At 47.7% G+C, this 22162-nt stretch carries 18 protein-coding genes and 1 pseudogene; 2 read left to right on the forward strand and 17 right to left on the reverse strand.

Annotation, left to right across the window (positions count from 1 at the left end; translation table 11 throughout):
* Nucleotide 1: 1 nt before the first annotated feature.
* The 7 genes and pseudogenes from DFP97_RS09850 to DFP97_RS09875 form a co-directional block, all read right to left on the reverse strand.
* Nucleotides 2-1795 carry a sensor histidine kinase gene (locus DFP97_RS09850; RefSeq protein WP_114379823.1) on the reverse strand — a complete coding sequence of 598 codons (1794 nt, stop codon included), beginning with the start codon at nucleotides 1793-1795 and terminating at the stop codon, nucleotides 2-4.
* Nucleotides 1796-2154: 359 nt separating this feature from the next.
* On the reverse strand, nucleotides 2155-2958 hold the full coding sequence (locus DFP97_RS09855) for a class I SAM-dependent methyltransferase (RefSeq protein WP_114379824.1): 804 nt from the start codon (nucleotides 2956-2958) through the stop codon (nucleotides 2155-2157).
* Between the two features lie 404 nt (nucleotides 2959-3362).
* Nucleotides 3363-3731 carry a lamin tail domain-containing protein gene (locus tag DFP97_RS31430; protein WP_425453515.1) on the reverse strand — a complete coding sequence of 123 codons (369 nt, stop codon included), beginning with the start codon at nucleotides 3729-3731 and terminating at the stop codon, nucleotides 3363-3365.
* Nucleotides 3711-4379, reverse strand: a pseudogene (locus tag DFP97_RS31435) (DUF2278 family protein); the annotation flags it as partial. The gene DFP97_RS31430 and the pseudogene DFP97_RS31435, both read right to left, overlap by 21 nt.
* A 118-nt stretch (nucleotides 4380-4497) precedes the next feature.
* Nucleotides 4498-4896, reverse strand: coding sequence for an NlpC/P60 family protein (locus tag DFP97_RS09865; RefSeq protein WP_220271140.1), 399 nt, complete (start codon nucleotides 4894-4896; stop codon nucleotides 4498-4500).
* A gap of 72 nt (nucleotides 4897-4968) precedes the next feature.
* Complete coding sequence (locus DFP97_RS09870; protein WP_181873437.1) at nucleotides 4969-6294, reverse strand: PQQ-binding-like beta-propeller repeat protein; 1326 nt, start codon at nucleotides 6292-6294, stop codon at nucleotides 4969-4971.
* A gap of 449 nt (nucleotides 6295-6743) precedes the next feature.
* A complete protein-coding gene (locus DFP97_RS09875) occupies nucleotides 6744-8195 on the reverse strand; it encodes a flavin monoamine oxidase family protein (protein WP_245976079.1) in 1452 nt (483 codons plus the stop codon).
* A 127-nt stretch (nucleotides 8196-8322) separates the two neighbouring features.
* On the opposite strand from DFP97_RS09875, the gene DFP97_RS09880 reads away from it, so the two are divergent.
* Complete coding sequence (locus tag DFP97_RS09880; protein ID WP_114379828.1) at nucleotides 8323-9228, forward strand: SDR family oxidoreductase; 906 nt, start codon at nucleotides 8323-8325, stop codon at nucleotides 9226-9228.
* 44 nt (nucleotides 9229-9272) lie between these two features.
* On the opposite strand, the gene pruA is transcribed toward DFP97_RS09880, so the two are convergent.
* The 10 genes from pruA to DFP97_RS09930 all read right to left on the reverse strand — a co-directional run bounded on the left by pruA (nucleotide 9273) and on the right by DFP97_RS09930 (nucleotide 20928).
* Nucleotides 9273-10820 carry an L-glutamate gamma-semialdehyde dehydrogenase gene (gene pruA / locus DFP97_RS09885; protein WP_114379829.1) on the reverse strand — a complete coding sequence of 516 codons (1548 nt, stop codon included), beginning with the start codon at nucleotides 10818-10820 and terminating at the stop codon, nucleotides 9273-9275.
* 48 nt (nucleotides 10821-10868) lie between these two features.
* A complete protein-coding gene (rocF, locus tag DFP97_RS09890; RefSeq protein WP_425453511.1) occupies nucleotides 10869-11771 on the reverse strand; it encodes an arginase in 903 nt (300 codons plus the stop codon).
* 4 nt (nucleotides 11772-11775) lie between these two features.
* Complete coding sequence (locus DFP97_RS09895) at nucleotides 11776-12987, reverse strand: ornithine--oxo-acid transaminase (protein WP_114379830.1); 1212 nt, start codon at nucleotides 12985-12987, stop codon at nucleotides 11776-11778.
* Between the two features lie 282 nt (nucleotides 12988-13269).
* Nucleotides 13270-14232 carry a phosphotransferase family protein gene (locus DFP97_RS09900; RefSeq protein ID WP_114379831.1) on the reverse strand — a complete coding sequence of 321 codons (963 nt, stop codon included), beginning with the start codon at nucleotides 14230-14232 and terminating at the stop codon, nucleotides 13270-13272.
* A gap of 417 nt (nucleotides 14233-14649) precedes the next feature.
* The gene (locus DFP97_RS09905; protein WP_114379832.1) at nucleotides 14650-14952 is read right to left on the reverse strand and encodes a DUF6509 family protein; all 303 of its coding nucleotides are present in this window, start codon (nucleotides 14950-14952) and stop codon (nucleotides 14650-14652) included.
* A 100-nt stretch (nucleotides 14953-15052) separates the two neighbouring features.
* Nucleotides 15053-15985 (reverse strand): manganese-dependent inorganic pyrophosphatase, encoded by a 933-nt coding sequence (locus DFP97_RS09910; protein ID WP_114379833.1) that lies wholly within the window; start codon nucleotides 15983-15985, stop codon nucleotides 15053-15055.
* A 171-nt stretch (nucleotides 15986-16156) separates the two neighbouring features.
* On the reverse strand, nucleotides 16157-17875 hold the full coding sequence (locus DFP97_RS09915) for a methyl-accepting chemotaxis protein (RefSeq protein WP_114379834.1): 1719 nt from the start codon (nucleotides 17873-17875) through the stop codon (nucleotides 16157-16159).
* A 226-nt stretch (nucleotides 17876-18101) separates the two neighbouring features.
* Nucleotides 18102-18995 (reverse strand): sugar phosphate isomerase/epimerase family protein, encoded by an 894-nt coding sequence (locus DFP97_RS09920; RefSeq protein ID WP_114379835.1) that lies wholly within the window; start codon nucleotides 18993-18995, stop codon nucleotides 18102-18104.
* A 20-nt stretch (nucleotides 18996-19015) separates the two neighbouring features.
* The gene (locus DFP97_RS09925) at nucleotides 19016-19873 is read right to left on the reverse strand and encodes a sugar phosphate isomerase/epimerase family protein (RefSeq protein ID WP_114379836.1); all 858 of its coding nucleotides are present in this window, start codon (nucleotides 19871-19873) and stop codon (nucleotides 19016-19018) included.
* Complete coding sequence (locus DFP97_RS09930) at nucleotides 19870-20928, reverse strand: Gfo/Idh/MocA family protein (protein WP_114379837.1); 1059 nt, start codon at nucleotides 20926-20928, stop codon at nucleotides 19870-19872. The genes DFP97_RS09925 and DFP97_RS09930 overlap by 4 nt, the downstream gene beginning before the upstream one ends.
* 138 nt (nucleotides 20929-21066) lie before the next feature.
* On the opposite strand from DFP97_RS09930, the gene DFP97_RS09935 reads away from it, so the two are divergent.
* The gene (locus tag DFP97_RS09935; protein ID WP_425453512.1) at nucleotides 21067-21933 is read left to right on the forward strand and encodes an AraC family transcriptional regulator; all 867 of its coding nucleotides are present in this window, start codon (nucleotides 21067-21069) and stop codon (nucleotides 21931-21933) included.
* Nucleotides 21934-22162: the final 229 nt, after the last annotated feature.

Here is a 22162-nt window from a genome sequence, read left to right on the forward strand (position 1 = left end):
CCTATTCCGCTTGATAAGGAAGCTCTACCGTCACAACCGTGCCGATCCCGCTTTCGCTTTCGATTTGAATGCCGTATGACTCCCCGAAATACAGCTTAATTCGCTGATGTACACTGCCTAAGCCATAGCCGACCTGCTGCTGCGAGCCGTTCATGCTCATTTTTATCGCTTGAAGCCTATCCTCCGTTATGCCCGCACCATCGTCCGTCACGACTAATATGACCTTCTGATCCTCTCGTTTACCTGTAATCGTCAGCTTGCCGAAGCTCGCTTTGTTCTTAAGCCCGTGGTAAATCGCATTTTCTATAAGCGGTTGAATCGTCAGCTTCGGAATCGTGCAATCCAGAATATCCGGCGTGATATCGATATCAAAATTAAACACGTCAGAGTAGCGGATATGCTGAATGGATAAGTAGTCCATCACGCTCCGAATTTCCTCCTCCAGCTTAATCTGGTCCTTCCCTTTGCTCAGCGCTACCCGGTAGAAATCTGCCAGCGCCTTCGTCGTCCGCTGCACGTCTCGCGCTCTCCCCATCTCAGATAGCGTGTAAATAACATCCAGCGTGTTATATAAAAAATGCGGCTTGATTTGCGCCTGCATTAGCGCCAGTTCGTATTCTCTCTTCTTCCGCTGCTCCGCACCGATGTTCGCAAGCAGCTCCTTAACACGACCCATCATCGTATTAAAGCCGGAGGCAAGCAAGCCGATTTCGTCGCCCGAAGTCACCTCGATCTGTTGATCAAGATTACCTTCCTTCACCTTTTTCATATGACGGGATAAATGAACAATCGGCTTTGAAATCACATTCGATAGCAACCTCGCGCCAAATAAAGCAAACACAAAGCAAACCAGCCCGATCAGGAAGATCAGCTTTGTAATCTTTCTCGTATCCTCCGTCAATCGATCATAGGGTACCATCGAAATAAGCTTCCATTCGAAGTTAGGAATATCCGTGCTGATCAGCAGCATTCTCTCTTCCTGCGAAGCTTGAATATTGGTTCGCTCATTGCTCTTCAGCACCCAATTCCGCAATGTGGGCTCGGCTATCGGCTGCAGAACTTCGGCGGCATTTTGCGAGGAAACGATAAGCCCTTCACCATCCGCTATAAAGTAAGAGCCTTCCTTTATCGAGCCGATATTCTCATAAACAGCCGACAAAGCGCTCTCGCGAATGTTCAGAAAGAGATAACCAAGCGGCGCGCCTGTGTTAATGTCAATAACTCTCTTGCCAAGCGTGAGAACGGGCTCAACCGGACTCGTCACCAAAAACTTTCTAGTTTGCATCGGAAACCAAACATTGGCTCGCTTCGATTGCTGCAATTGACGCAGCATATCGCTGCTAACCGCGAGTTCTGCATTGCTTACAATGTTTGGAGTGGAGCCGTATAGCTCGTTCTGTTGATCGACAAAGGCTGCTGACTCGACATCGGGAAAGACGACCAATGCGAAGCTAAGCTGGTTTGTTATCCTTGTGTACAGCAGGAGATCCGACACCTGCCTGCGGGAATCCTCCCGATCCTGGGCAATGACCTTATTTAAATTAAGCGTGAGCATATTCGCTGCGCTTGTCGCATTCGTCAATATCCCGTTAATTTGAGTAATAATAAGCGAGGAGTTATCTGAAACGTTATGAACCGTTTTCTCCACGACCGCTTTCGTATAAATGTGATTGGATGCAAAGCCAAGAATGAGCAGCGGTATGATAATAAGCGGCACATAGACAAGCATAATCTTATTGCGAATTAATTGGTTGCGGAACCATTCGAACCGTTTCAACCGCTTATAAACATTCATCGCCCATCCTCCTTGGTAGTTTCAATAAACAATATAAGACGAATGGTAGGCATTAATCAACATAATAGGTTCCAGCAGCTGAATAATTTATCTATCTTGGATTTCCTCCAACATAGAAGCTACACTTTACGGTTAGATGTGGCTATATTGGATTTCCTCCAATAGAATCGTCTACATAAGGCACTCTACGATGTATTGGCTCTGAAATGGCATGTTTATATTGTAGTAGATACAGTATAGAGCACTAATCAGGAGAGAAATATCTAAAGTTATTGGAAAAATACAGTATAGCTACCGGGTAAGAAGTAAGACGACAAAAAGGCACGTCGGGATGCTGTCCCGACGTGCCTTTTTACTATTTAGAAGCGAGACTCTTTAACCCTCTTGCCGATAATTTTGATCCACTTCTGGTTGAACTTAATTTCACCATTATCTATATAAGGGAATAGGCCAGTAATTGCTTTCTTTGACTCTAATTCGAGCTCAATATCACGATTAATACGACTGGCTATTTGATCATTTGTATGAGTCAATTCCAACCATCTTTTGAGATGAATAGGAACATCTAACGTTTCCATGTTGCAGATCTCTAATCCATTTTGTTTAAACAATTTTACAAATTCGGATTCTTTTAGAGCGTTTGTGTGAGAAGGGTCCCTGAGCCTCTCGTATTTGTTATAAAGATTGTAGAGATCATCGTCTTCAGGAGAAATCATATCAACGACGCAGACACTTCCTAATTCATCACATACTCTGGACATCTCATGAAGAACTCTTTCGGGATTTGTAAAATGGTGAAATGCTAATCTACTAATAACTAAGTCAAATGATCCTTGACTATAGGAAATATCCTCTGCGTGGGCCATATTGAATTCAATATTTGCAATGTTCAATTGTTGGTTTTGATATATTCCCTCGGAAATCATATCTTGTGACAAATCAATAGAGGTAACCTTTTGTACAAAGGGAGCGATTGAACGACTCAGAATACCCGTTCCTGCTGCTACATCCAAAACCGTCATACCCATGTTTAGATTCAGACTAACACGAATCCAGTTCAGCAGCTCCTCACTATTCAAGGTTAACAATTTGTTGGAGAAACCTCTCGCTTGCTTCTTAAATTCCACTCTTACTATGCTCTCATTTCCTTTTGATGCGCTCATCTGGGCTTGCTCCTCTCAACTGTTCTAAGCTCAACTCTTCTAATGCTAAAACCAATTGGTTGTGGAAAATGATAGCATTAATATAATTATCTATCAATACCCGTTTAGAAAGCGTTAGCTCCCGAACCATTTAATGCATGAAGCGGCATTCCAAAACAAGAACAGATTAAGACTGTGCCGCTGTTTATTAACCCCCACTAACTAAATAAGGGATATAATAAAAAGTACGGTCTTTAAAATAAACATTGTAACGAATCGTCCATAGACAATTCTTATATCTGGAGGAGGTGAGAATGTGACGAGTTTTGAAAATATATACAATCAATTCATAAAACCCATCCCAATAAAGGGACGAGTTTTATGACTCGTGTTGCATAACATAAAGGTGATGCTGTCGTACGTATTTAAAATTTGATCGTCCAGCCGCTTCTGACCTGCCGCTGCGTATAAGAAACGCCGTGAACCTTCAGCCCATCTGCATTCAACAGTGTAATGATGTCCCCTTTGTTACGGAAAAATTCGGCCCCTGCCGTTCCCTGGGCAATAGGGATAGTTAAATATTGTCCCGGCAGGATCGTCTGTCCCAGCAAAAATTTCCGTTTTGCCTTATTGGCAATCGACCAGCCGGCAAGATCGATCGGGCGGTCGCTCGCGTTTAGCAGCGTTACAGATTCTTCTGCCGCTCTATCTTCCTGTCCAGGCTTCACAATGGCTCCTGCAATATATAAAGCACCTTCGACCGCGTCCGTCGGATCACCGGAATCAATTGGAATATTGCCCAACGTGTGACCCGTATGATCATCCGTATGCCACGACTGGGATTGAAAAGCGAGGAAAATGGCTGTCCATTTGTTCTCCGACGGGTAATGAATCAGCAAAGCGCCGTCCTGATACACGCCGTCGTCCTTCTTGAAAATACCAGCATTCCCTTGATTCATATGAATGTTATGTATGCCCCGTCCCGGAAGAAAACCAAATATTTTATCCGGCTTGTTTTCCGGCCCCCATATTTCTCCAAAGGCGTAAATGACGCCGTCTTCCGAAGCTATGGCGCGCTTGATATACTGATCGATTTTCTCGTTGAGATCATTATCTTTGCCAGGAATGTCGAACGCGAGCGGTACAAGCTGAGTCCGGTCAAACAGGTTGCTCCGGATATAGTCGAGCGCCATGCCGTCAGGCTCCCCATTCAGCGGCGTGTATCCGGTAGGTAGCTCCATTAATAAGTGCGTGACTTCATGCTGGAAATTTTCATTTGTAAAATAGAGAAGCTCTGACGGGCTTAGCTTGGATTGCACGTTGACGGCAATTCGAAAGCTTTCTTCGTTAGCTAAAGCATGAATTTGATAGTGCGCGTTATCCTTCGTTCCGAGCCGACGATCCACAGCGCGGCATTTTAGTACACCAAATTCGATAGGCATAAGACTCCTCCTTAAATTCGAAATAGTAGTACTCTCAATTATACTAGAATAGGGTGAGAATATGGCGTAGAGGTTTTGTAAAGATCAAAGCATTAACATTATAGAAATCAATCCTAACCTAGGTCCAATCTCTATCGCGAGAGCCTTCGAGTATTCTTTCTAAGGGTGTCCATCCAATAAATACTGGTTGCGTCCAGCCTGGAGCAGGATTAAGCTTCTCAATATCCAAATAGTTATCTATTCTAATCTTATCCCAAGCGTGTATGACTTCATTATTGCCTATGCATAAACCAACATGACCCCAATATTTCATTTCACCTTCCACTAAGCCGCAACAATCATAAAAAACAAATGACCCTTTCGGAGGAGTGGTTTTATTGCGGTCAGCTTCATACATTTTTGCAGATTCTGCCGCGGTACTTCCGCCAAAAATTTCAATACCGTTACCACGTTCATATGCATCTTCCACAAATGCGAGACAAATAAGTCTGTAATCTGTCGAATCCTTTTTACCCAAAGCCCATTTTATTGCTTGTTCAACATAATCGTTACTAATAGTTATCGACTCCTTTATCGTCGTATCTCAATTTTATTTTACTTTTAAGCTTTGCGGTTCTTTGAATGCGAGCAGCTTGCCTTTAGTCTGTACGACAATCATGCCGTTTTCCGCAACCGTCGGACCGAATACTCGCCCGAAGGTTTGTAATTGCAAGACTGGTTTTGCATGGATTAAATCAATTGCAACCATTGTACCGTCTGTCTGAGCGACATACATGCCATGACCGATTAGATCAAAGCGTGCGATCGTGTTTGTCATCTCCGTATTGTAGAACAGAGTCATTCTATTGGCTGTTTTGATTCCATAGATAGAGTGGCCATCCGTATAGATCAATTTGCCGTCGTAGGGGCCGGCTGCATATCGGACTTCCCTATTTATAAACTCAGAAAAATAAGAAACGCCAGTTGTCTTAGCCGGGTCCGCATTCTCCGGATAACTATATACTACGGAGCCGAAGCTGATATATACCCGGCCATCGCTGATCCAAGCATTGCCGTCGTAACCGTGTTCTTCTTTCGTTAGATCTACATTTCGCGGATTATACTGTACAGACTTTATGATTTTTCCCGTCTTCAGATCAACCGTATCAAGCGTTGGCAATTGAACCCGATCAAGCAGGTTTGATACCTTCTGTGAAACGATAGTTCCGTCTTTAGCAGCTATAGGGAAAATATGATTGCCCAGCTGCCAAGCTTCTTTCCCGGTCTTCCTGTTAAAAGCGTGCAGCAGCGAGTAGGTATATGCTCCTGATACCTCATTCTCCATCAAAATGAAATCTCCGTGGATCAGCATCGGTCCACGCAGCCACTCACTATATTCATCACGCCATTGAAATTTCCCGTCTTTGATGCTGTATGCTTGGATGTCGCCGTTCAGCACAAATAATTGATCACTCTCGATAACGATATCATACGAATCCTTAGCTTTAACCGAAGTCGACCAGATTTTCTTTCCGGAAGCAGCATTTACTGCATGCACAATACCTGTTTTCATGCCGGCATATACCCGGCCGCCCTTATAGACAAGGGGCGCCTTTATGTCACTGCCAAATTTCCATAGTCTTCTTCCTGATTGAATGTTTATTGCTATCATCTGACCGTTTTGCACATAAAATGCTTTGCCCTCACCAGTTGCTATCACGCCTTGGCCCATTTGCCAATCATTTTCCGGTTTATCCATTGCTAACGTCCATTGCGGTTTAATAGTGGGTATTACTATGGATGACTCGCTGTTTGCTCCCACATAGGAGGTATGCCGATCTATCGATGCAGATACGGAGACCGTAGAGCTCATCAAGAGCAGAACACAGCTCAATATAGCTCCTCCAAGTACAACAATCATTCTCCATTTATTCATATCAACCAACCCTTCCTTTAACATGACTAATGCAGCCCAGAAGCTTTTTTCTATATTGGAATTTTTCCAAGATAGAGTCTAGTTTTCGAAAAATACGCAGCTACATTGGATTTCATCCATTAAAATCTTCCTCAAACGTCACTTTTTGGCTGAAATAGCTCTTTAGAGCCCTTTTACACTGGAGGAAATACAGTATAGGAAACAAAGGAGCCTTAAATGAATCAAAGTTATTGGAGAAAGTACAGTATAGAAAACGGACATAGAATGAACTAGAGAATTCACGTATACATAACGCTTTATATATGGAAAATGTTTCAATATACTAGACACACTTACCTGCAAAATGTCGCGAGATAAAATCAGCTTTTTCCTACGCCCCCTCCCCTGTATCTCTACCCCCTCCCTTATAGCGAAAAAAAGGCTGCCTCGCGGCAGCCTGTTCAATTTGTTCAATTAACTTCAACAGCAACCCGAATGCCTGATTCGATTGCCCCTTGCATCCAGCCGTGGGTAAGAGTGGTATGTTCCCCGGCAAAGTGAACGTGTCCTTCCGGGGCAGCAATAAATGGGTGAAGCTCCGTTTGCTGTCCAGGTTTGAACATTGCCCATTCGCCGCATGAATAGGGATTTTGGGACCAACTAAAGGAAGTACCTCTGACAAATTCCCGATACACCTGATCCCCATGAATGACAGCCAGATTCTTCAAGGCATACCGGATGCGCTCCTCGTCTGGCAAACCATCCCACGCCATTGCATCATCCCCCAAAGTGTAGCTTGCCAAAACGACTGCCGGCCCCGGTTTACCGATCCCGTGACTTGGATAGTAAGTGAACCGTATCGGAAGATCCGTTACCGTTCTGCCACCGGATTGGCCGGCTCTTTCCCAGAATCTGCTCTTGAACTCAATCCCGATCTTGGTATCTATCACATAGTGCAGCCCCCGAATGGCTTTCCATTTGTTGTGCGAGAAGGAATCGCGCGGTTCCACCTCAACAAACTTCAGAACAGAAAATGGAACGGACACGATCGCTAGATCGCCTGTTATACTGAACGTTTCCGATGTTCTTTCATCGATCGACTGTATAGTTACTCCGTTTTGATGCTGAACAATTTTTGTCATCCTTCGCTGAAACAATATGTCCTTCGCCATTTCCGGAAGAAAGGCCCGCGGCAGCATATCGTTGCCCCCAGCAAACTCGTAGAAGCGATCGTGCCAGAATGGCATCAAAAATCGCAAAATGTCCAAGAAGGACTCCTCCATGTATCCTTCTATGCCAAGAAGCACTCCGATCATTTCAATGGCCCCTGTGGATAAAGGCGTTCCATTTGGATAGGGACAATATTTCAAAAAAGTATACATTGAATAGTTATCGAAATATTTTTCTACCAACGGCCAATTTCGAATTGGATCTTCATTGATAAAGTCAAAAATGGGCTGTACCGCTATACTCAACAGCTTCATAGCGGTCTTCCCCCTTTCATGCGGAGCTACCGGGTACTTTAGGATATCCGGCTGCTGCTGGTAGCTTTTCAACCTGGTTTTGATTCCGTTGACATAAATGATATCCTCTGGCGTTTCGTTGATAAACGGCTGCAGCGATAAACCGAACTTTCGAGCATACTCTAAAACCAAATAATGGGATTCAGGAATGCGCATTGCGCCCATGTCCAGGTATAATCCTTTGGTGAACGGGGCTCGCCGCGTATATACACGACCTCCCACCCGATTGTTGGCCTCAATGATTTTCACTTTGTGTCCCGCAGCTTTCAGTAAGGAACCTGCAACCAAACCTGATAAACCCGCACCTATAATAACGATGTCTTTCGGCATTCTTGATTTTTGGAGTCCATATCTTATAATTCGGATCATTTCATTAGGGGGAAATGACGATGGGATCATAGGTTCCAACCGTACCTCACCTCCTTGTCCATCTGCCTTCTTACCGTGCAAAATGAGCAATATATTGTGTCGAATCTGGGCGCTTCCCCATATGATGAGGTGAATGCGCTACTTGAGGAGGAAGACCATGGATCAGAAATATCCCGTATATCCATACCTTGGAATGACAAAACGGGTGGAGATACAGCCCATAACTTTTCCGATGCAGTACCAAGAACCACCTGGCCAGGAGTGGCTCATGGCCCCCCCGCCAATCTTTGATTATGCCGGCTATGAAGGAAGCGGCAAGCTGAAAGGAAAGGTAGCCCTTATCACTGGCGGTGACAGCGGAATCGGCCGGGCTGTGGCAGCAGCCTATGCCAAAGAAGGAGCCGATTTGGTCATTGTGTACTTGAATGAGCATCGGGACGCGGAAGAAACCAAACAGTATGTGGAGAGACTGGGCGTCCGCTGCTTGCTGCTCCCTGGAGACTTGAGGTATTCTGCTACCTCACTGGCTGCAGTTGCCCGTACCATGGAAGTCTTCGGACGGCTGGATATATTGGTTAATAATGCAGCCGTACTATCATACACAAACAGCATCATGGATGTGTCAGACGAACAGTTGGATAACACCTTCCGTACGAACGTCTTCCCGTTGTTTTACATGGTGAAGGCCGCTCTGCCCCATTTGAAGAAAGGCAGTACTATCATAAATACAGCCTCCAGAGTCGCTTATGAAGGGAATAAGGATGCTATTGACTACTCGGCATCTAAAGGAGCTGTGCTTACCTTTACCCGGACGATGGCCATGTCACTCGTGGATCAGGGCATTCGGGTAAATGCAGTAGCGCCCGGACCGGTATGGACGCCTTTGATTGTAAGCTCATCCCCCCCGGAGCAGGTGGCAACATTCGGTACTGAAATACCAATGGGGCGGGCTGGACAGCCGTTCGAAGTTGCTCCGGCATTCGTTTATCTGGCAGCCAAAGATTCCGCTTACGTGACCGGCCAGGTCATCCACGTCAATGGCGGAATGATTCTCTATTCATGATAGAACGGATTGCCGCTGTCCTTGCACAATCCGCTCGCGTATAGCTAGAACCGTTCGGAGACAACCTTTGCCTGTGTAAACAGAAGTAGATAGTCGCGCCCGCCTGCTTTCGAATCGGTACCCGACATATTAAAGCCGCCGAATGGATGTACGCCGACCAAAGCGCCCGTACATTTGCGGTTAAAATAGAGGTTGCCTACGTGAAACTGCTCGCGGGCCTGCTCCAGCCTGCTGCGGTTCCGGGAAATAACGGCCCCCGTCAAGCCGTATTCGGTGTTGTTCGCAATGTCCAGCGCCGCGTCGAAATTAGCTGCTTTAATGAAAGCTAATACGGGGCCGAATATTTCCTCCTGCGCAATGCGGGCATACGGCGCGACATCCTTAATAATCGTCGGTTCAATAAAATAACCGCTGCTGTCCCCGATGCTGCCTCCATGCACGACAACCCCTTCGGTACGGCCAACCTCGATATATTTTAAAATGCTGAAATAGGCTCTTTCGTCGATGACGGGGCCTACGTACGTGGACGCATCCTCCGCTTTCCCAACCTTCAGCAGCTTCGTTCGTTCAACAACCTTCTCGATAACCTCGTCATAGACGAGCTCATGCACGACTGCGCGGGAGCATGCGGAGCATTTCTGACCGGAATAACCGAAGGCTGAAGCGGTAATCGCCTCGGCAGCCAGATCGAGATCCGCATCTTCATCTACGATAATCGTGTCCTTGCCGCCCATCTCTGCGACAACACGCTTGATCCACTTCTGATCCTGCTGGCAGAGAGAGGCCTTCTCGTTAATACGCAAACCGATCTCCCTTGAACCGGTAAAACAAATAAAGCGCGTTAGCGGATGCTCGACCAAATAATCGCCAACCTCGTTGCCCGCGCCCGGCAAAAAGTTCACGACACCGTCGGGAAGACCCGCTTCCTCCAGCAGTTCAACAAACTTTGCCGCGATAACTGCTGTTGCGCTAGCCGGCTTCAATACAACCGTATTGCCGGCAACAACTGCAGCCATCGTCATACCCGCCATAATAGCGAGCGGAAAGTTCCATGGCGGGATAATAACGCCCACGCCGAGCGGAATGTATACAAGCTCATTATCCTCTCCGGCAATCGTAACAAGCGGTTGGCGCTCCGCCAGCCGTTCCATCTCCCGCCCGTAATATTCCAGGAAGTCAATCGCTTCCGCCGTATCGCCGTCGGCCTCCGCCCAGCTTTTGCCCGCTTCATAAACGAGCCACGCGGAAAACTCGTGCTTGCGCCTGCGCAGCTCGGCTGCCGCCTTGTAGAGCACCTTCGCTCTGGCGAATGGCGTCACTCTCTTCCAATCCTCAAACGCCGCCGCCGCGGCCAGTATCGCCTTATGCGCAAGTTCATTGTCCGCCTGCGATACGATACCAATGAGCTGTTTTGTCAGGGATGGGTTGATTGACTTGCGCTTTGTTGTCGTTTCTATCCGGTCCGGTCCAATCTTCAACATATATTCACGACCCAGCTCCAACTCGACCTTGCGGAGCGCCTCTTGAAACATGTTAATATTATCGGTTATCGAAAAATCGGTGAAAGGCTCGTTTTGGAACGGCTCTCGCATAAATGTCTCCCTCCTGTCCATTCGAATCGAACATAGCTCTGGCTCTGCTCACAATATTTGTTCACCTAGCAGCGAACCGATCAGCTCAACGGCAAGCTTAGCCGTTTTATTATGTTTGTCGAGGCTGGGGTTCACTTCCACGAATTCAGCCGATGTAACGAGGTCTGATTGAAATAACAGCTCAAGCGCAAGATGCGCTTCCCTGTAGCTGAGACCGCCCTTAACAGGTGTTCCTGTGCCGGGAGCTTCCTTTGGATCTACGCTGTCGATGTCGAAGCTGACATGCACGCCGTCTGTTACTTGCCGCAGATGCTGTATGACTTTATCCATCACCCGTGCGATGCCGAGCCGGTCGATGTCGTGCATCGTATAGCAAGCCATGCCGAGCGAGCGAATATACGCCTTCTCGCCGGGATCGAGCGATCTGGCTCCGATAATCGCCACATGCTCCGGTTTTATTTTCGGACAAATGCCTCTGAGACCCGTCAACAACGGAATGCCTCTCCCCAGACTAATGCCTAACGACATGCCGTGAATGTTGCCTGATGGACTTGTTTCCTCCGTGTTCAGATCCGAATGGGCATCAAACCAAATGACGCCGAGATTGGCGTAATGCTCTGCCAGCCCCGCGACCGTACCAATAGAAATGCTATGATCGCCGCCGAGTACTAACGGGAATGTGCCTTGCGCTACGAGCTGCGATACACGATCCGCAAGCTGGCCGCTTAGCTCAAGCACCTCTGCCAAATATTTCGCGTTTGTCGTTTGGATAGGCGGCAGCTGGGACGGTACGATAATTTCCTTTGAAATTTGATAAGTAATATTCATAGCATTCAGCTTAAGAGGGAGCCCCGCATTATTTAAAATATGCGCCGGCCCAAGCTCCGCCCCTGAGGTGCCAGCACCATTGCCAAAAGGGACGCTAACAATCGCCACGCTTTGATTCATCATGGCGTCAACCTCCTGCTTGGGCGCTCTTTGAGAAAGCAGCTTGAATTCGCGCAAAAGCCCAGTCGATCTCGGCTTCCGTAATGATGAGCGGCGGTGCTAACCTAATGACATACTCATGCGTTTCCTTACATAACAATCCCAGCTGCATCAGCCTTTCACAGTACAAACGCGCAGGCGTGGTCAGCTCTATAGCGATAAATAAGCCGCGTCCTCTTATGTCCGCAATGTGGGCATGCTTCAGCGTCATGAGCTTCCCCATAAAATATTGCCCGAGCCTATTCGAACGGTCAGCAAGCTGCTCGGATTCCGTAACGTCCAAAGCCGCTATGGCTACTGCACAGCTTAATGGGTTCCCTCCAAACGTGGAACCGTGAGAGCCTGGTTCAAATACGTCCATTACGGCCGCGTTGGCGGCAATCGCCGACACAGGCATCACCCCTCCGCCTAGCGCTTTGCCCATGACGTACACGTCAGGGACAACATTTTCCCAATCACATGCAAACCTGCGTCCCGTACGGCCAAAGCCGGTTTGGATTTCGTCTGCTATGAGCAGCACCTGATGCTCCGTGCACAGCTTCGCTGTTTCGGCGAGAAACCCGTCCGGCGGAATACGAATACCTGCTTCACCTTGAATCGGTTCAATAAGCACTGCAGCTGTATTCGGGTTTATTGCAGCTGCAAGCGCCTCGAGATCACCATAAGGTACAAGTCGAAAGCCAGGTGTAAAAGGGCCAAATCCTTGCCGATAGGCCGATGTTGACGAGAAGGAGGTAACCGTCAGCGTCCTGCCGTGAAAATTACCTTCGAATACGATGATTTCTGCCTGCTCATCAGCAATATGCTTGACGCTGTAAGCCCAGCGCCGCACGGCTTTCAAAGCCGTTTCCACTGCTTCTGCTCCCGTATTCATAGGAAGAATCCGTTCTTTGCCGGTATAGGCTGCAAGCTTTTCAAAAAATAATCCCATCGTCTCATTATGAAAAGCCCGCGACGTTAAGGTTACCTTGTCCGCCTGCTTCTTTAACGCTTCAATAATACGGGGATGGCGGTGCCCCTGGTTTAACGCAGAATAAGCGCTAAGCATATCCATATAACGATTTCCTTCTGAGTCCTGCACCCATATGCCCTCTGCGCTGCTGATGACAATTGGCAGGGGATGATAATTACGGGCGCCGTACTGCTCTGCCAGCTCGATATCCTTCTGTACCCTGTTCATCACCTGCTCCTTTCTAGCATCGTTTGCAAAAAATAGCTCTTTTTGAACTTTATGCGGTTAAGGGTTCACAAATAACAAAGGGATAGGCTCATATTCAATCGTTATGGTTTTTTAAAGCTGGGATGGACAAAGCTGAAGCAAGTCGAATAATGGTAAATGTGAGCAAAAGGTGTGTTATCGAGGGAACGTTGGGAGAAGAAAGAGGGTTATTTCGGATTTTTAAAAAATTGGGCTATGCCAATCAGAGTTAGACATAGCGCATATTTATATAATTATTGGAGACTACCCTTGAGAAGCTAAAAACCTGACCCATCCCTTTTCTGCATTTTCTCGAGCCCACTGTATGTGATTGTTATCCGTATAAAGCCGATACGGGCACTCTATATAAAGAATGAGATCCAAATACAAATCATACAGTGCTCTTCTGCTGCGCTGCGCTGGCGTTAGTTGTTCTATACCGTAGCCTTCGAGGAACGGCTTGGAGTTATTGAAATGGCTAAAATACATCTCCAAAAGCGGATCGCCCCATAATGTCCGCTCAAAATCGATAATCCCCGTAATCGTACCGTCCTTCACAAACACATTGCCGTCCCATAAATCCCAATGCACAAGCCTGGGCTCAGTTACTTCATCAAGCGGATCGAGCCGGAGCGAAATTTCATGGCGGATCGTTTCATATTCGGCAGGCAGCTGCACACCTGCACTCTCGCCATCCGAAAGCACGCTTAACAGCATACGATGAAAGGTGTCCTTCCACGAGGGACCAGCTTCAGCGCTTGCCGCATAAATGCCGAACCTTTCTCCGCGAATTTCATTGATTCGACGGTTGTATACGCCTAGCTGAAACTCAATTCGAGCCCTTTGCTCCTCAGACATACTGTCCTTGACTTTGACGTAGGGATCGCCTTCCAGCTTCTCCATAATGAAGTACTCACAATTCACAAGCGATTCCGAAGCGTCATGGGCATAAACGAGCGGAACAGGCACGACGCCATCCTGCTTCACAAGCCGCAGCACCTCCACCTCGGTGTTCATAAGATCCAGCTCGTACGTCATCATCTTCGTATTCGAAAGCGGCGCCGCCTTCACGATAAACGAACGGCCATCCTCCAGTGTAACGTCATAGGCCGAGTTCGCCCAGCCATCCGTTAGCTCCTTAACGGCTGATGCCGTTTGGCCGAATGTGTGCTCTGTTATTGCAGACAATTCACTATCGGTAAGCTTCCATTTTATTCCGCTATCCATAGGTAGGTATGCTCCCTCATACAAGTTTTGTTAATTGGATTGATAATAGAATACGAGAATAGATTAACATATCTTGGATATTGTGGGTGGATTTTTTTTGAGGGAAGCTGGGGAGCTTTGTTTGAAATACCTTTTCTATAGGCAAGCTCAATGACAGGATTACATAAATTATAGAGCTAGTTTTCAGCTCTGTTTGTTCGATTTTGACTAGTTTGCGGAAATTAGAGCTAGTTTCTAGCTGGATGCTGCTCGTTTGAGGGTGGTTAGTGGGTATCGAGGTACTATAGAGTAGAGCTAATTTCTAGATCTATTAATGCGATATGGGTTAGTTTGCGGGAAATAGAGCTAATTTCTAGCTCTATCTCACCGGGATGGCTGGTATTAGAAGCACACTCAATTCCAGAACAAATAATTGTATTAATTTTGCCCTTCCGACTGCTCAAAATGCTCCTTACAAAACGCAAGCACCATTTTCTCTTCGTCCTCTTCCAGCTCAAAGTCGATATATTTGTTTGTCGTTGTCGTCAAAAACTCGTATTTCGCTATGCGCGGGCTTTCATCCTCGACGACATAGATGACTCTGAGCGAGACGCCTTCCTCGTGATGAAGCTCATCATCCTCCGGGACATCCAGATCAAGCAGAAACTCATGCCTCGTCCCCGTCAAAATACCAAATGGATCTTTTAAAAGCTCAACGCTGTATTCTGTAATATCAAACATTTCATCCACTCCTTCTCAGTCGCTTTATCAAAACAAAAGCAGCCTGAAACTTGAATACATCAAGCTTCAGACTGCCGCTTACGTATGGTAGCGCAAACTACTACAGGTTGCTCAACGTTTCAGTCAGTACAGGTACAATTTGCGATTTACGGGACACAACGCCCTTCAATACCGCTTTGTTATCGGACAATGTAACGTTGTAAGCTTTTTCTACAGCATGAGCTTGGTCGCCCAACACCAGTGCAACGGAATCATTGTTCAAAATGTCAGTAACGACAAGCACGAACAGGTCTAGGCCTTTTGTAGCGATAATATCGTTTAGAGCTGCTTCCAGCTCAACTTGGCGGGAAAGCACGTCATTCGTATCAACCGCGTTTACTTGCGCGATTTCAACTTTGTAGCTGCCCATTGCGAATTCTTTGGCATCAAGCGAGATCAATTGCGCGATTGTTTTGTCGCTGAGATCCGCTCCCGCTTTTAACATGTCGAGTCCATAGCTTTCAGCGTCAACGCCAGCAATTGCAGCGAGCTCGCGGGCTGCCGCTACGTCCTGCTCCGTGCAAGTCGGCGATTTGAACAGCAAGGAGTCGGAAATGATTGCGGACAGCATAAGGCCAGCAATTTCTTTGCGGATTTCTACGCCGTTCTCTTTGTACAATTTATTCAAAATTGTCGCTGTACAGCCAACTGGCTCAGCGCGGAAATATAGCGGATGGCTTGTCTCAAAGTTAGCGATGCGGTGGTGGTCGATAACCTCAAGAATGCGTACGCGATCGATATCGTTAGCGCTTTGCTGGCGTTCGTTGTGGTCAACCAAAATAACGGTATCCGTTTCGTCAGCAACGTTCTCGATAAGACGAGGCGCTGCAATTCCGAAATAGTTCAGCGCATATTGCGTTTCGCCGTTAATATCACCAAGGCGAATCGCCTCCACGTCAGCGCCTAGTTTTGTTTTCAGCTCTGCGTATGCGATAGCCGAAGTAATCGTGTCGGTGTCCGGGTTTTTATGCCCGAAAATAAGCGTTTTAGTCATTTCGAGTGCTCCTTAATCGTTTTTTTGAGTTAGGCGAGAGCAGCCTCTTCAGCCCATATCCTCTTTAGTCATCATACACTAAAAACCATTATAACTTTAAGTGTACCTTATTCCTATACCTTTACACCGAATTAAACGATAAATTTTGTGAATTTTGTACTACGGGTCCCGCTATACAATAAAGCGCTTGTTCAGAGACGTTAACTCGTTAGACATCGTGCGCAGCGATTCTGCCGACGTACTTACCTCATCCATTGAGATGATTTGCGCGTCAGAGTTAATTGCAATACCTTTAAAATGCTGAGCGGCCTGACGCGAGATACGTTCCATCTCTTCCACCGATGCCGCGACTTCCTCGGACTCAGCGGATACTTCTTCAGATGCAGCCGAAACCTCATGCAGTTGAATGTTCACCTTCTCAAGCCCCGTCAAAATCGAATGAAAAGCAGCGCCGGCATCCTTCACTGAATGGAAACCAGACTGCACCTTCGTTGTATTCGACTCCATATCGGATGACAGCTGCGAGGTTTGCTCTTGTATCGAATTGATGAGCGCGGTGATTTGCGTCGCAAAAGCCTGGGACTGCGTCGCCAGCTTACGCACCTGCTCAGCTACGATGGCGAATCCTCGGCCATTCTCGCCCGCATGTGCCGCTTCGATAGCAGCGTTAAGCGCGAGTAGATTTGTTTGAGCCGCAATATCGGCCATCACGTTAGTAATTTCCCCGATTTCACCGGAGCTGCTTTCCAAATGCTTCGTTGCTTCCAGCATCTTCGTCGCTGTCTGATGAATGGATTCCATCTCGGTCATCGCATGGACTATTAACTCGTTTCCTCGCTCGGTTTGCTCCATCGTTTCCTGCGCAACAGCTGCCACGATTGAGGCAGATTCCGTAATGCGCAGCATGCTGTGAGTCATGCCTTCGACCGCCTTCGTCATGTCAGCGGCTCTTATAACCTGTGTGTTAGCGCCTCCTGAAGCTTCCTGGATGCTCACCGCAATGAGCCGGCTTGCTTCCGCCGTGCTTCGCGCATGGCTTGATACGCCCTCGGATGCTGAGAGCAGACGCTCCGAATTGTCTCTCATGCTTTTGATGACTGTCCGAGTATTGGAGACTAGTTGTTGAAAGGTGTTTGCCAGGTGTCCGATCTCGTCCTTGCGGTTCACTGGAATGACGACAGTCATGTCGCCCTCCCTCACTTTAGCGACATGCGTCGTTAGCTGCAGCAGCGGGCGCGTTAGATAGCTTGCCAGCAAAAATACAAGAATCATCCCGACCGCAATAATACCCAGTGTCACATATATGGTCGCCTTCCGGTTGTCATCCATAAGCGCGTAGACATTCGTTGCATCGAAATCTGCACCTATGACGCCTAACAGCTGCCCGTCTTTGCTTTTGAGGGGGACGTAGGCTGTTATCGTAGCCCCATACTCATCTTGCGTTAATTCGCCAATATGCGGCTGCCCTTCGGCGAATGCTTTGATCATGCCGGGATATTCGTTCTCTTCAGGATCGCCTAGGGCAGAGAAATCATCAGCGTCCACATCCTGTGGAGCACCGTCCACTACATAATAATAGACATCCTCGCCGTCAGCTTCCGTTTTTCCGAGCGTATACAAATATTTGAGGCCGTTCGTTTCCCTGATCTCATTTAATTGGGCCCGCAGCTTGTTATAATACTCCGTTTCGCCTGCCTCAACGCTAAGGCCAGCATATGCGTCCGGATCGACAATCTTCGCCGCGTTCTCCGCCACTAGCTGAGCCTGTGCTCCCAATGAGTTCTCAACGAGTCCTGTGGACGAGCGATAGATGGTAAATCCAAGAACCGCCCCTGCGAGCAATATTAGACTTGAGAAAAACAAAACCATCCTCGTTAATAAACGATTCAAACAAAATTCCCCTTCCCCGAATGAAAAGCTGACTTTGACACTATTTTACAAGATTCGACGTTATATTTGCTATTGTTTTGTCATATTTTTCTTGGTATCAGCCTCAGCCCTATTGCTCAAGAACGGTTTCGCCCGACGAATATCTCCTTTAACACTTGAATTGAAAGAAGCCCCGCGAGCGGTTAATCTGACCGCTTACGGGGCTTTCATTTGTAATATATCAACCTTAAATGGCTTTATACCGCTTCAAAAACTGCACCGCTTTGCTAATGTCAGCTTCCGGGTTGGTGCCGACTTCGCGTTCGATCGTCAGGTAGCCGTTGTAGCCAATCTCTTGAAGCGCACGCAGGTAGGCTGGCCAGTCGACAGTGCCTTCGCCAAGCGGAACCTCGCGGAATGCCGCGCCGGATTCAGCCATTACTGCTATATTATCGTGATCAAGCGACACCTCGTAGCCATAGTCGCCGTAGACGTCACGCGGATCGATATGGCCAAGCTTTACACCATCCTTCGCATGCGTGTGAACGATATAATCCTTCAGCGTGTATACGCCTTGAACAGGATCGTCGCCAGTTACCATAACCATGTTGGCAGGATCAAAGTTGACGGCTACTCCCTTTGTGCCGAGCCCATCAAGGAATGACTTCAAATGTTCGGCGGTCTCCGGTCCGGTCTCGATAGCGAAGTAAGCGTTCATGTCGTTTGCGAAGCGAGCCAGTTCCTCGCAGGCCGTGTGCATCGTCTCGTAAACGCGGCTGTTTGGGTCGCTAGGTACGATACCGATGTGCGTCGTAATGATGTTTGTTCCAAGCTCCATGCCAAGCTCCATGATCCGCTTGGACTTATCGATTTTCGCACGATTCTCCGCCGGATCCTGGAAGCCGTGACCGCCGAGGTCGCCAACCAAGGCAGATATTTCGAGACCTAGCGACTCGATATATGATTTCCACTGCGCCCTTGCTGCCGTCGATAAATTAGCCGGATCAAGCTCGCCGTGAACCGCGTATATTTGTACGCCGTCGGCCCCAACCTGCTTCGCTTTAAGCAAACCTTCTTTCACACCAACCTGAAAGCTGTCAACGATAACGCCGATTTTGTTCGTAATGATTGGCAACGCCATGCCCTTCCACGCTCCTTCGGTTATAGTTGGTTCCACACGCGCTTTACGTAATCGAGGCCAAGCCTCGTTCCCGTCCGGCAATCTTCCATTCCTTCAAACTCGATCGAGATATAACCATCGTAGCCGCTTTCTTTCACCTTCCGCAATACTTGCGGCATATTGATATCGCCGTGTCCGACGATTGCGCCGCGCAGCCAGTTGCCGCTTGCCGACGTAAACCAGCCTTCTCCGAGAGCATCGGTAGACGGACGGTAATAGAAATCTTTTACATGCACCATCGACGCGATGTTAATGTTATTCGCTACCGCAACAGCCGGATTCTCATCAACGCACAGGAAATTGCCCACATCCAGCGTTGTTCTGAAGTTCGGACGGTCTACCACATTTACAAGCGCCTGTACACGATCGCTTGATTGGATAAAGTAGCCGTGATTTTCAACACTTGTCGTAATTCCATACTGCGCGGCGTAATCGGCGATTACTCTGCACGCTTCCGCTAGTTTCGGCAGCTCCGAGAGGAAATGAGTAATCGACAGGTCCTGCGATGAAGCAACATCATGACGCATTTTCGTCACGCCTAGCGCAGCCGCGATATCAACCTCCCGCTTCAACCGTACGATTTCACGCTCAAAATCCTCATCGTTCAGCCCGGAGAAATTCGCGCCCACCGCATAGTTGGACAGCTCGATACCGCTCTCTTTCGCCTGGTTCTTGATCACAGCAATAAGCTCCGGATTGTCCGTTAAGTTAAAGCCAAGCGGCACGATTTCAACATGCTCTCCGCCAATCGAAGCAATATAAACGATAACATCCTGGACCGACATTTCTCCGGCCGCAAGTGCTTTGTACAAGCTGTATGTGCTGACTCCCAGCTTCATAGACGCACTTCAGCTCCTTTCGCTGCCGATTCATAAATAGCGATCAATATTTTCATTATTTCGACGCCATCCTCAACGGGACTGAGCGGGGTAGTGCCATTTGAGACACAGTCTAGAAAATGGTTAATTTCATTTTGGAATGCTCCGTCGAAGTGGAAGCCCTTGTTGTCCGTCTGCGGGTATACGTTCAAAATCGTATCATTCTGCTCCGTGACGATAACAGTCTCCGGATCGATTTCGAAGCCGCCCTTCTCGCCATACAGCTTAACTGCCCCTTCATTTGACTTTGCATGCAGCGTGAAGCTGACATCAACGAGCAGTGAAGCACCGTTCTCGAAACGGATGAGCGCATTCGCCATATCCTCAACCGTATTTTTATTTGCGTCATAATCGGCTGCCTGGTAGAAGCTTAAATGGCGAACGTTCGACCGGTTGCCAAGCTTACGGTATGTATTTGCACTTACCGAAACCGGCTTAGGACGCCCCATCATGTACCAGCACAAGTCAATAACGTGGACGCCGATGTCGATCAGCGGACCGCCGCCAGACCGCTCAATATCCGCGAACCAACCGCCTGGATTTCCAAGACGTCTGATCGTCGATGCTTTAGCAAAATAAATCTCCCCAAACTCGCCTCTGTCAGCCATTGCCCGCAGCAGCTGGGCATTTGAATCATATCGTCGTACAAATCCGACCTGAAGCAGCTTGCCTGAAGCTTTAACCGCCTCTTGCACGCGAAGCGCTTCCTCCACCGTACGACAAAGCGGCTTCTCAACGAGGACGTGCTTGCCCGCTTCAAGAGCGGCAATGCTTATTTCTGCGTGCGTGTTGTTCCATGTACATATGCTAACAGCTTCTATAACCGGATCAGCAAGCAGTTCACGGTAATCCGTATATACTTTTGCCGCGCCATATTTCTCAGCTGCTTGTTTTGCCCGTTCTTCGTTCAAGTCGCATACCGCGTAAATATTCGCATTCGGGTTGTTCTTGTAAGACGCTAAATGAAATGATGAGATAGAGCCCGTTCCTATAACCGCTATTTGTACCGGTTTCATCGCCAATCTCTCCTTTGGTATCATAACGTTTTGCACGTATACACTTTCGTATTATAATGGTTTCAGCACGCAACTCCATGCAAAGGTGTGCGGTTTGTTTGTACAATTGTGCTACGTGAAGGAGAGGAATCGATCAAAGTGGAGAAATTCGAAGCTTTACGTGAGCCGATGGACATGCCTGACCCATATTTTCCTATAAAAGTGCACCGTATTACCTTTAACGATCATGGAAAAGTCATTTTTCCGCATCATTGGCATGAGCATCTTGAATTTCTGTATATCGTGTCGGGCGAAGCCTCGATCGAATGCGGATCCTCAATAATAACTGCCAAGGCGGGCGATCTTGTCGTCGTGAACAGCAATGAGCTTCATTACGGCATCAGCCAATCCTCCCATTTGTTCTACTATGCGCTGATCGCAGATATATCACTATTGCACAGCCAATCTATCGATGCGGCCGAAACGAAATTCATTACGCCGATTACACAGAACCGGCTGCTGCTTCGAAATCACATCAGCGGCGACAGCAAGACGGCGGCCTGCATGCTGACCATTATTCAAGAGCTGGAAAATCGCGAGTTTGGTTACGAGCTGGCGATCAAGTCGGAGCTTTACCGGCTGCTGACGCTGCTGCTGCGCAGTCACGTAGCTACCGTGCTAACCCAGGACGAATACGCCGAACGGATGAAAAACGTGGAGCGTTTTGCCCCCGTCTTCCAATACATCGAAGAGCACTACAAGGATGAGTTATCAGTCGATCTGCTCGCTCAAATGGCAAGCTTAAGCCGCTTCCACTTCAGCCGGCTATTCAAGGAATTGAGCGGTCGAACCGTAATCGAATACATTACAGCGACCCGCTTGGACAAAGCTGATTATTTATTGCGCCACAGCCCGCTCACCGTTTCGGAGGTTGCCGCCGCAACAGGCTTCAATGACATTTACTACTTCAGCCGCACGTTCAAAAAGCATAAAAGAGTTGCCCCGTCCTCGTTACGGGGCAACTAACGGATGATGCAGCAGGAAAATGCACAAGACAAGACTATATAGCGGTAATTTGTGGTCTTATTCATTTAGTTGGTGGAAGTAAACGAACAATAGGGGAATTTTTTGGTCTTATTCATGCTGAACTGAGCTATTACTCACCTAAAACCGCAGAATAATGCCACATTTTTCCTCTATTTTGGTCGGTAAAGCAGAAATAGAGAAAATAGCGCCACTTATTACCGTTATCCTT

The sequence above is a fragment of the Paenibacillus prosopidis genome (assembly GCF_003337375.1).
Lineage (GTDB): Bacteria > Bacillota > Bacilli > Paenibacillales > Paenibacillaceae > Pristimantibacillus > Pristimantibacillus prosopidis.

Excerpts from the sequence above, each read along its gene's own strand:
- DFP97_RS09900 (WP_114379831.1), bottom strand. The coding sequence starts at position 14,232 with ATGGATAGCGGAATAAAATGGAAGCTTACCGATAGTGAATTGTCTGCA.
- DFP97_RS09925 (WP_114379836.1), bottom strand. The coding sequence starts at position 19,873 with ATGAAGCTGGGAGTCAGCACATACAGCTTGTACAAAGCACTTGCGGCC.
- DFP97_RS09930 (WP_114379837.1), bottom strand. The coding sequence starts at position 20,928 with ATGAAACCGGTACAAATAGCGGTTATAGGAACGGGCTCTATCTCATCA.
- rocF (WP_425453511.1), bottom strand. The coding sequence starts at position 11,771 with ATGATGAATCAAAGCGTGGCGATTGTTAGCGTCCCTTTTGGCAATGGT.
- DFP97_RS09905 (WP_114379832.1), bottom strand. The coding sequence starts at position 14,952 with ATGTTTGATATTACAGAATACAGCGTTGAGCTTTTAAAAGATCCATTT.
- DFP97_RS09875 (WP_245976079.1), bottom strand. The coding sequence starts at position 8,195 with ATGATCCCATCGTCATTTCCCCCTAATGAAATGATCCGAATTATAAGA.
- pruA (WP_114379829.1), bottom strand. The coding sequence starts at position 10,820 with ATGCGAGAGCCGTTCCAAAACGAGCCTTTCACCGATTTTTCGATAACC.
- DFP97_RS09850 (WP_114379823.1), bottom strand. The coding sequence starts at position 1,795 with ATGAATGTTTATAAGCGGTTGAAACGGTTCGAATGGTTCCGCAACCAA.
- DFP97_RS09880 (WP_114379828.1), top strand. The coding sequence starts at position 8,323 with ATGGATCAGAAATATCCCGTATATCCATACCTTGGAATGACAAAACGG.
- DFP97_RS09910 (WP_114379833.1), bottom strand. The coding sequence starts at position 15,985 with ATGACTAAAACGCTTATTTTCGGGCATAAAAACCCGGACACCGACACG.
- DFP97_RS09855 (WP_114379824.1), bottom strand. The coding sequence starts at position 2,958 with ATGAGCGCATCAAAAGGAAATGAGAGCATAGTAAGAGTGGAATTTAAG.
- DFP97_RS09895 (WP_114379830.1), bottom strand. The coding sequence starts at position 12,987 with ATGAACAGGGTACAGAAGGATATCGAGCTGGCAGAGCAGTACGGCGCC.
- DFP97_RS09920 (WP_114379835.1), bottom strand. The coding sequence starts at position 18,995 with ATGGCGTTGCCAATCATTACGAACAAAATCGGCGTTATCGTTGACAGC.
- DFP97_RS09870 (WP_181873437.1), bottom strand. The coding sequence starts at position 6,294 with ATGAATAAATGGAGAATGATTGTTGTACTTGGAGGAGCTATATTGAGC.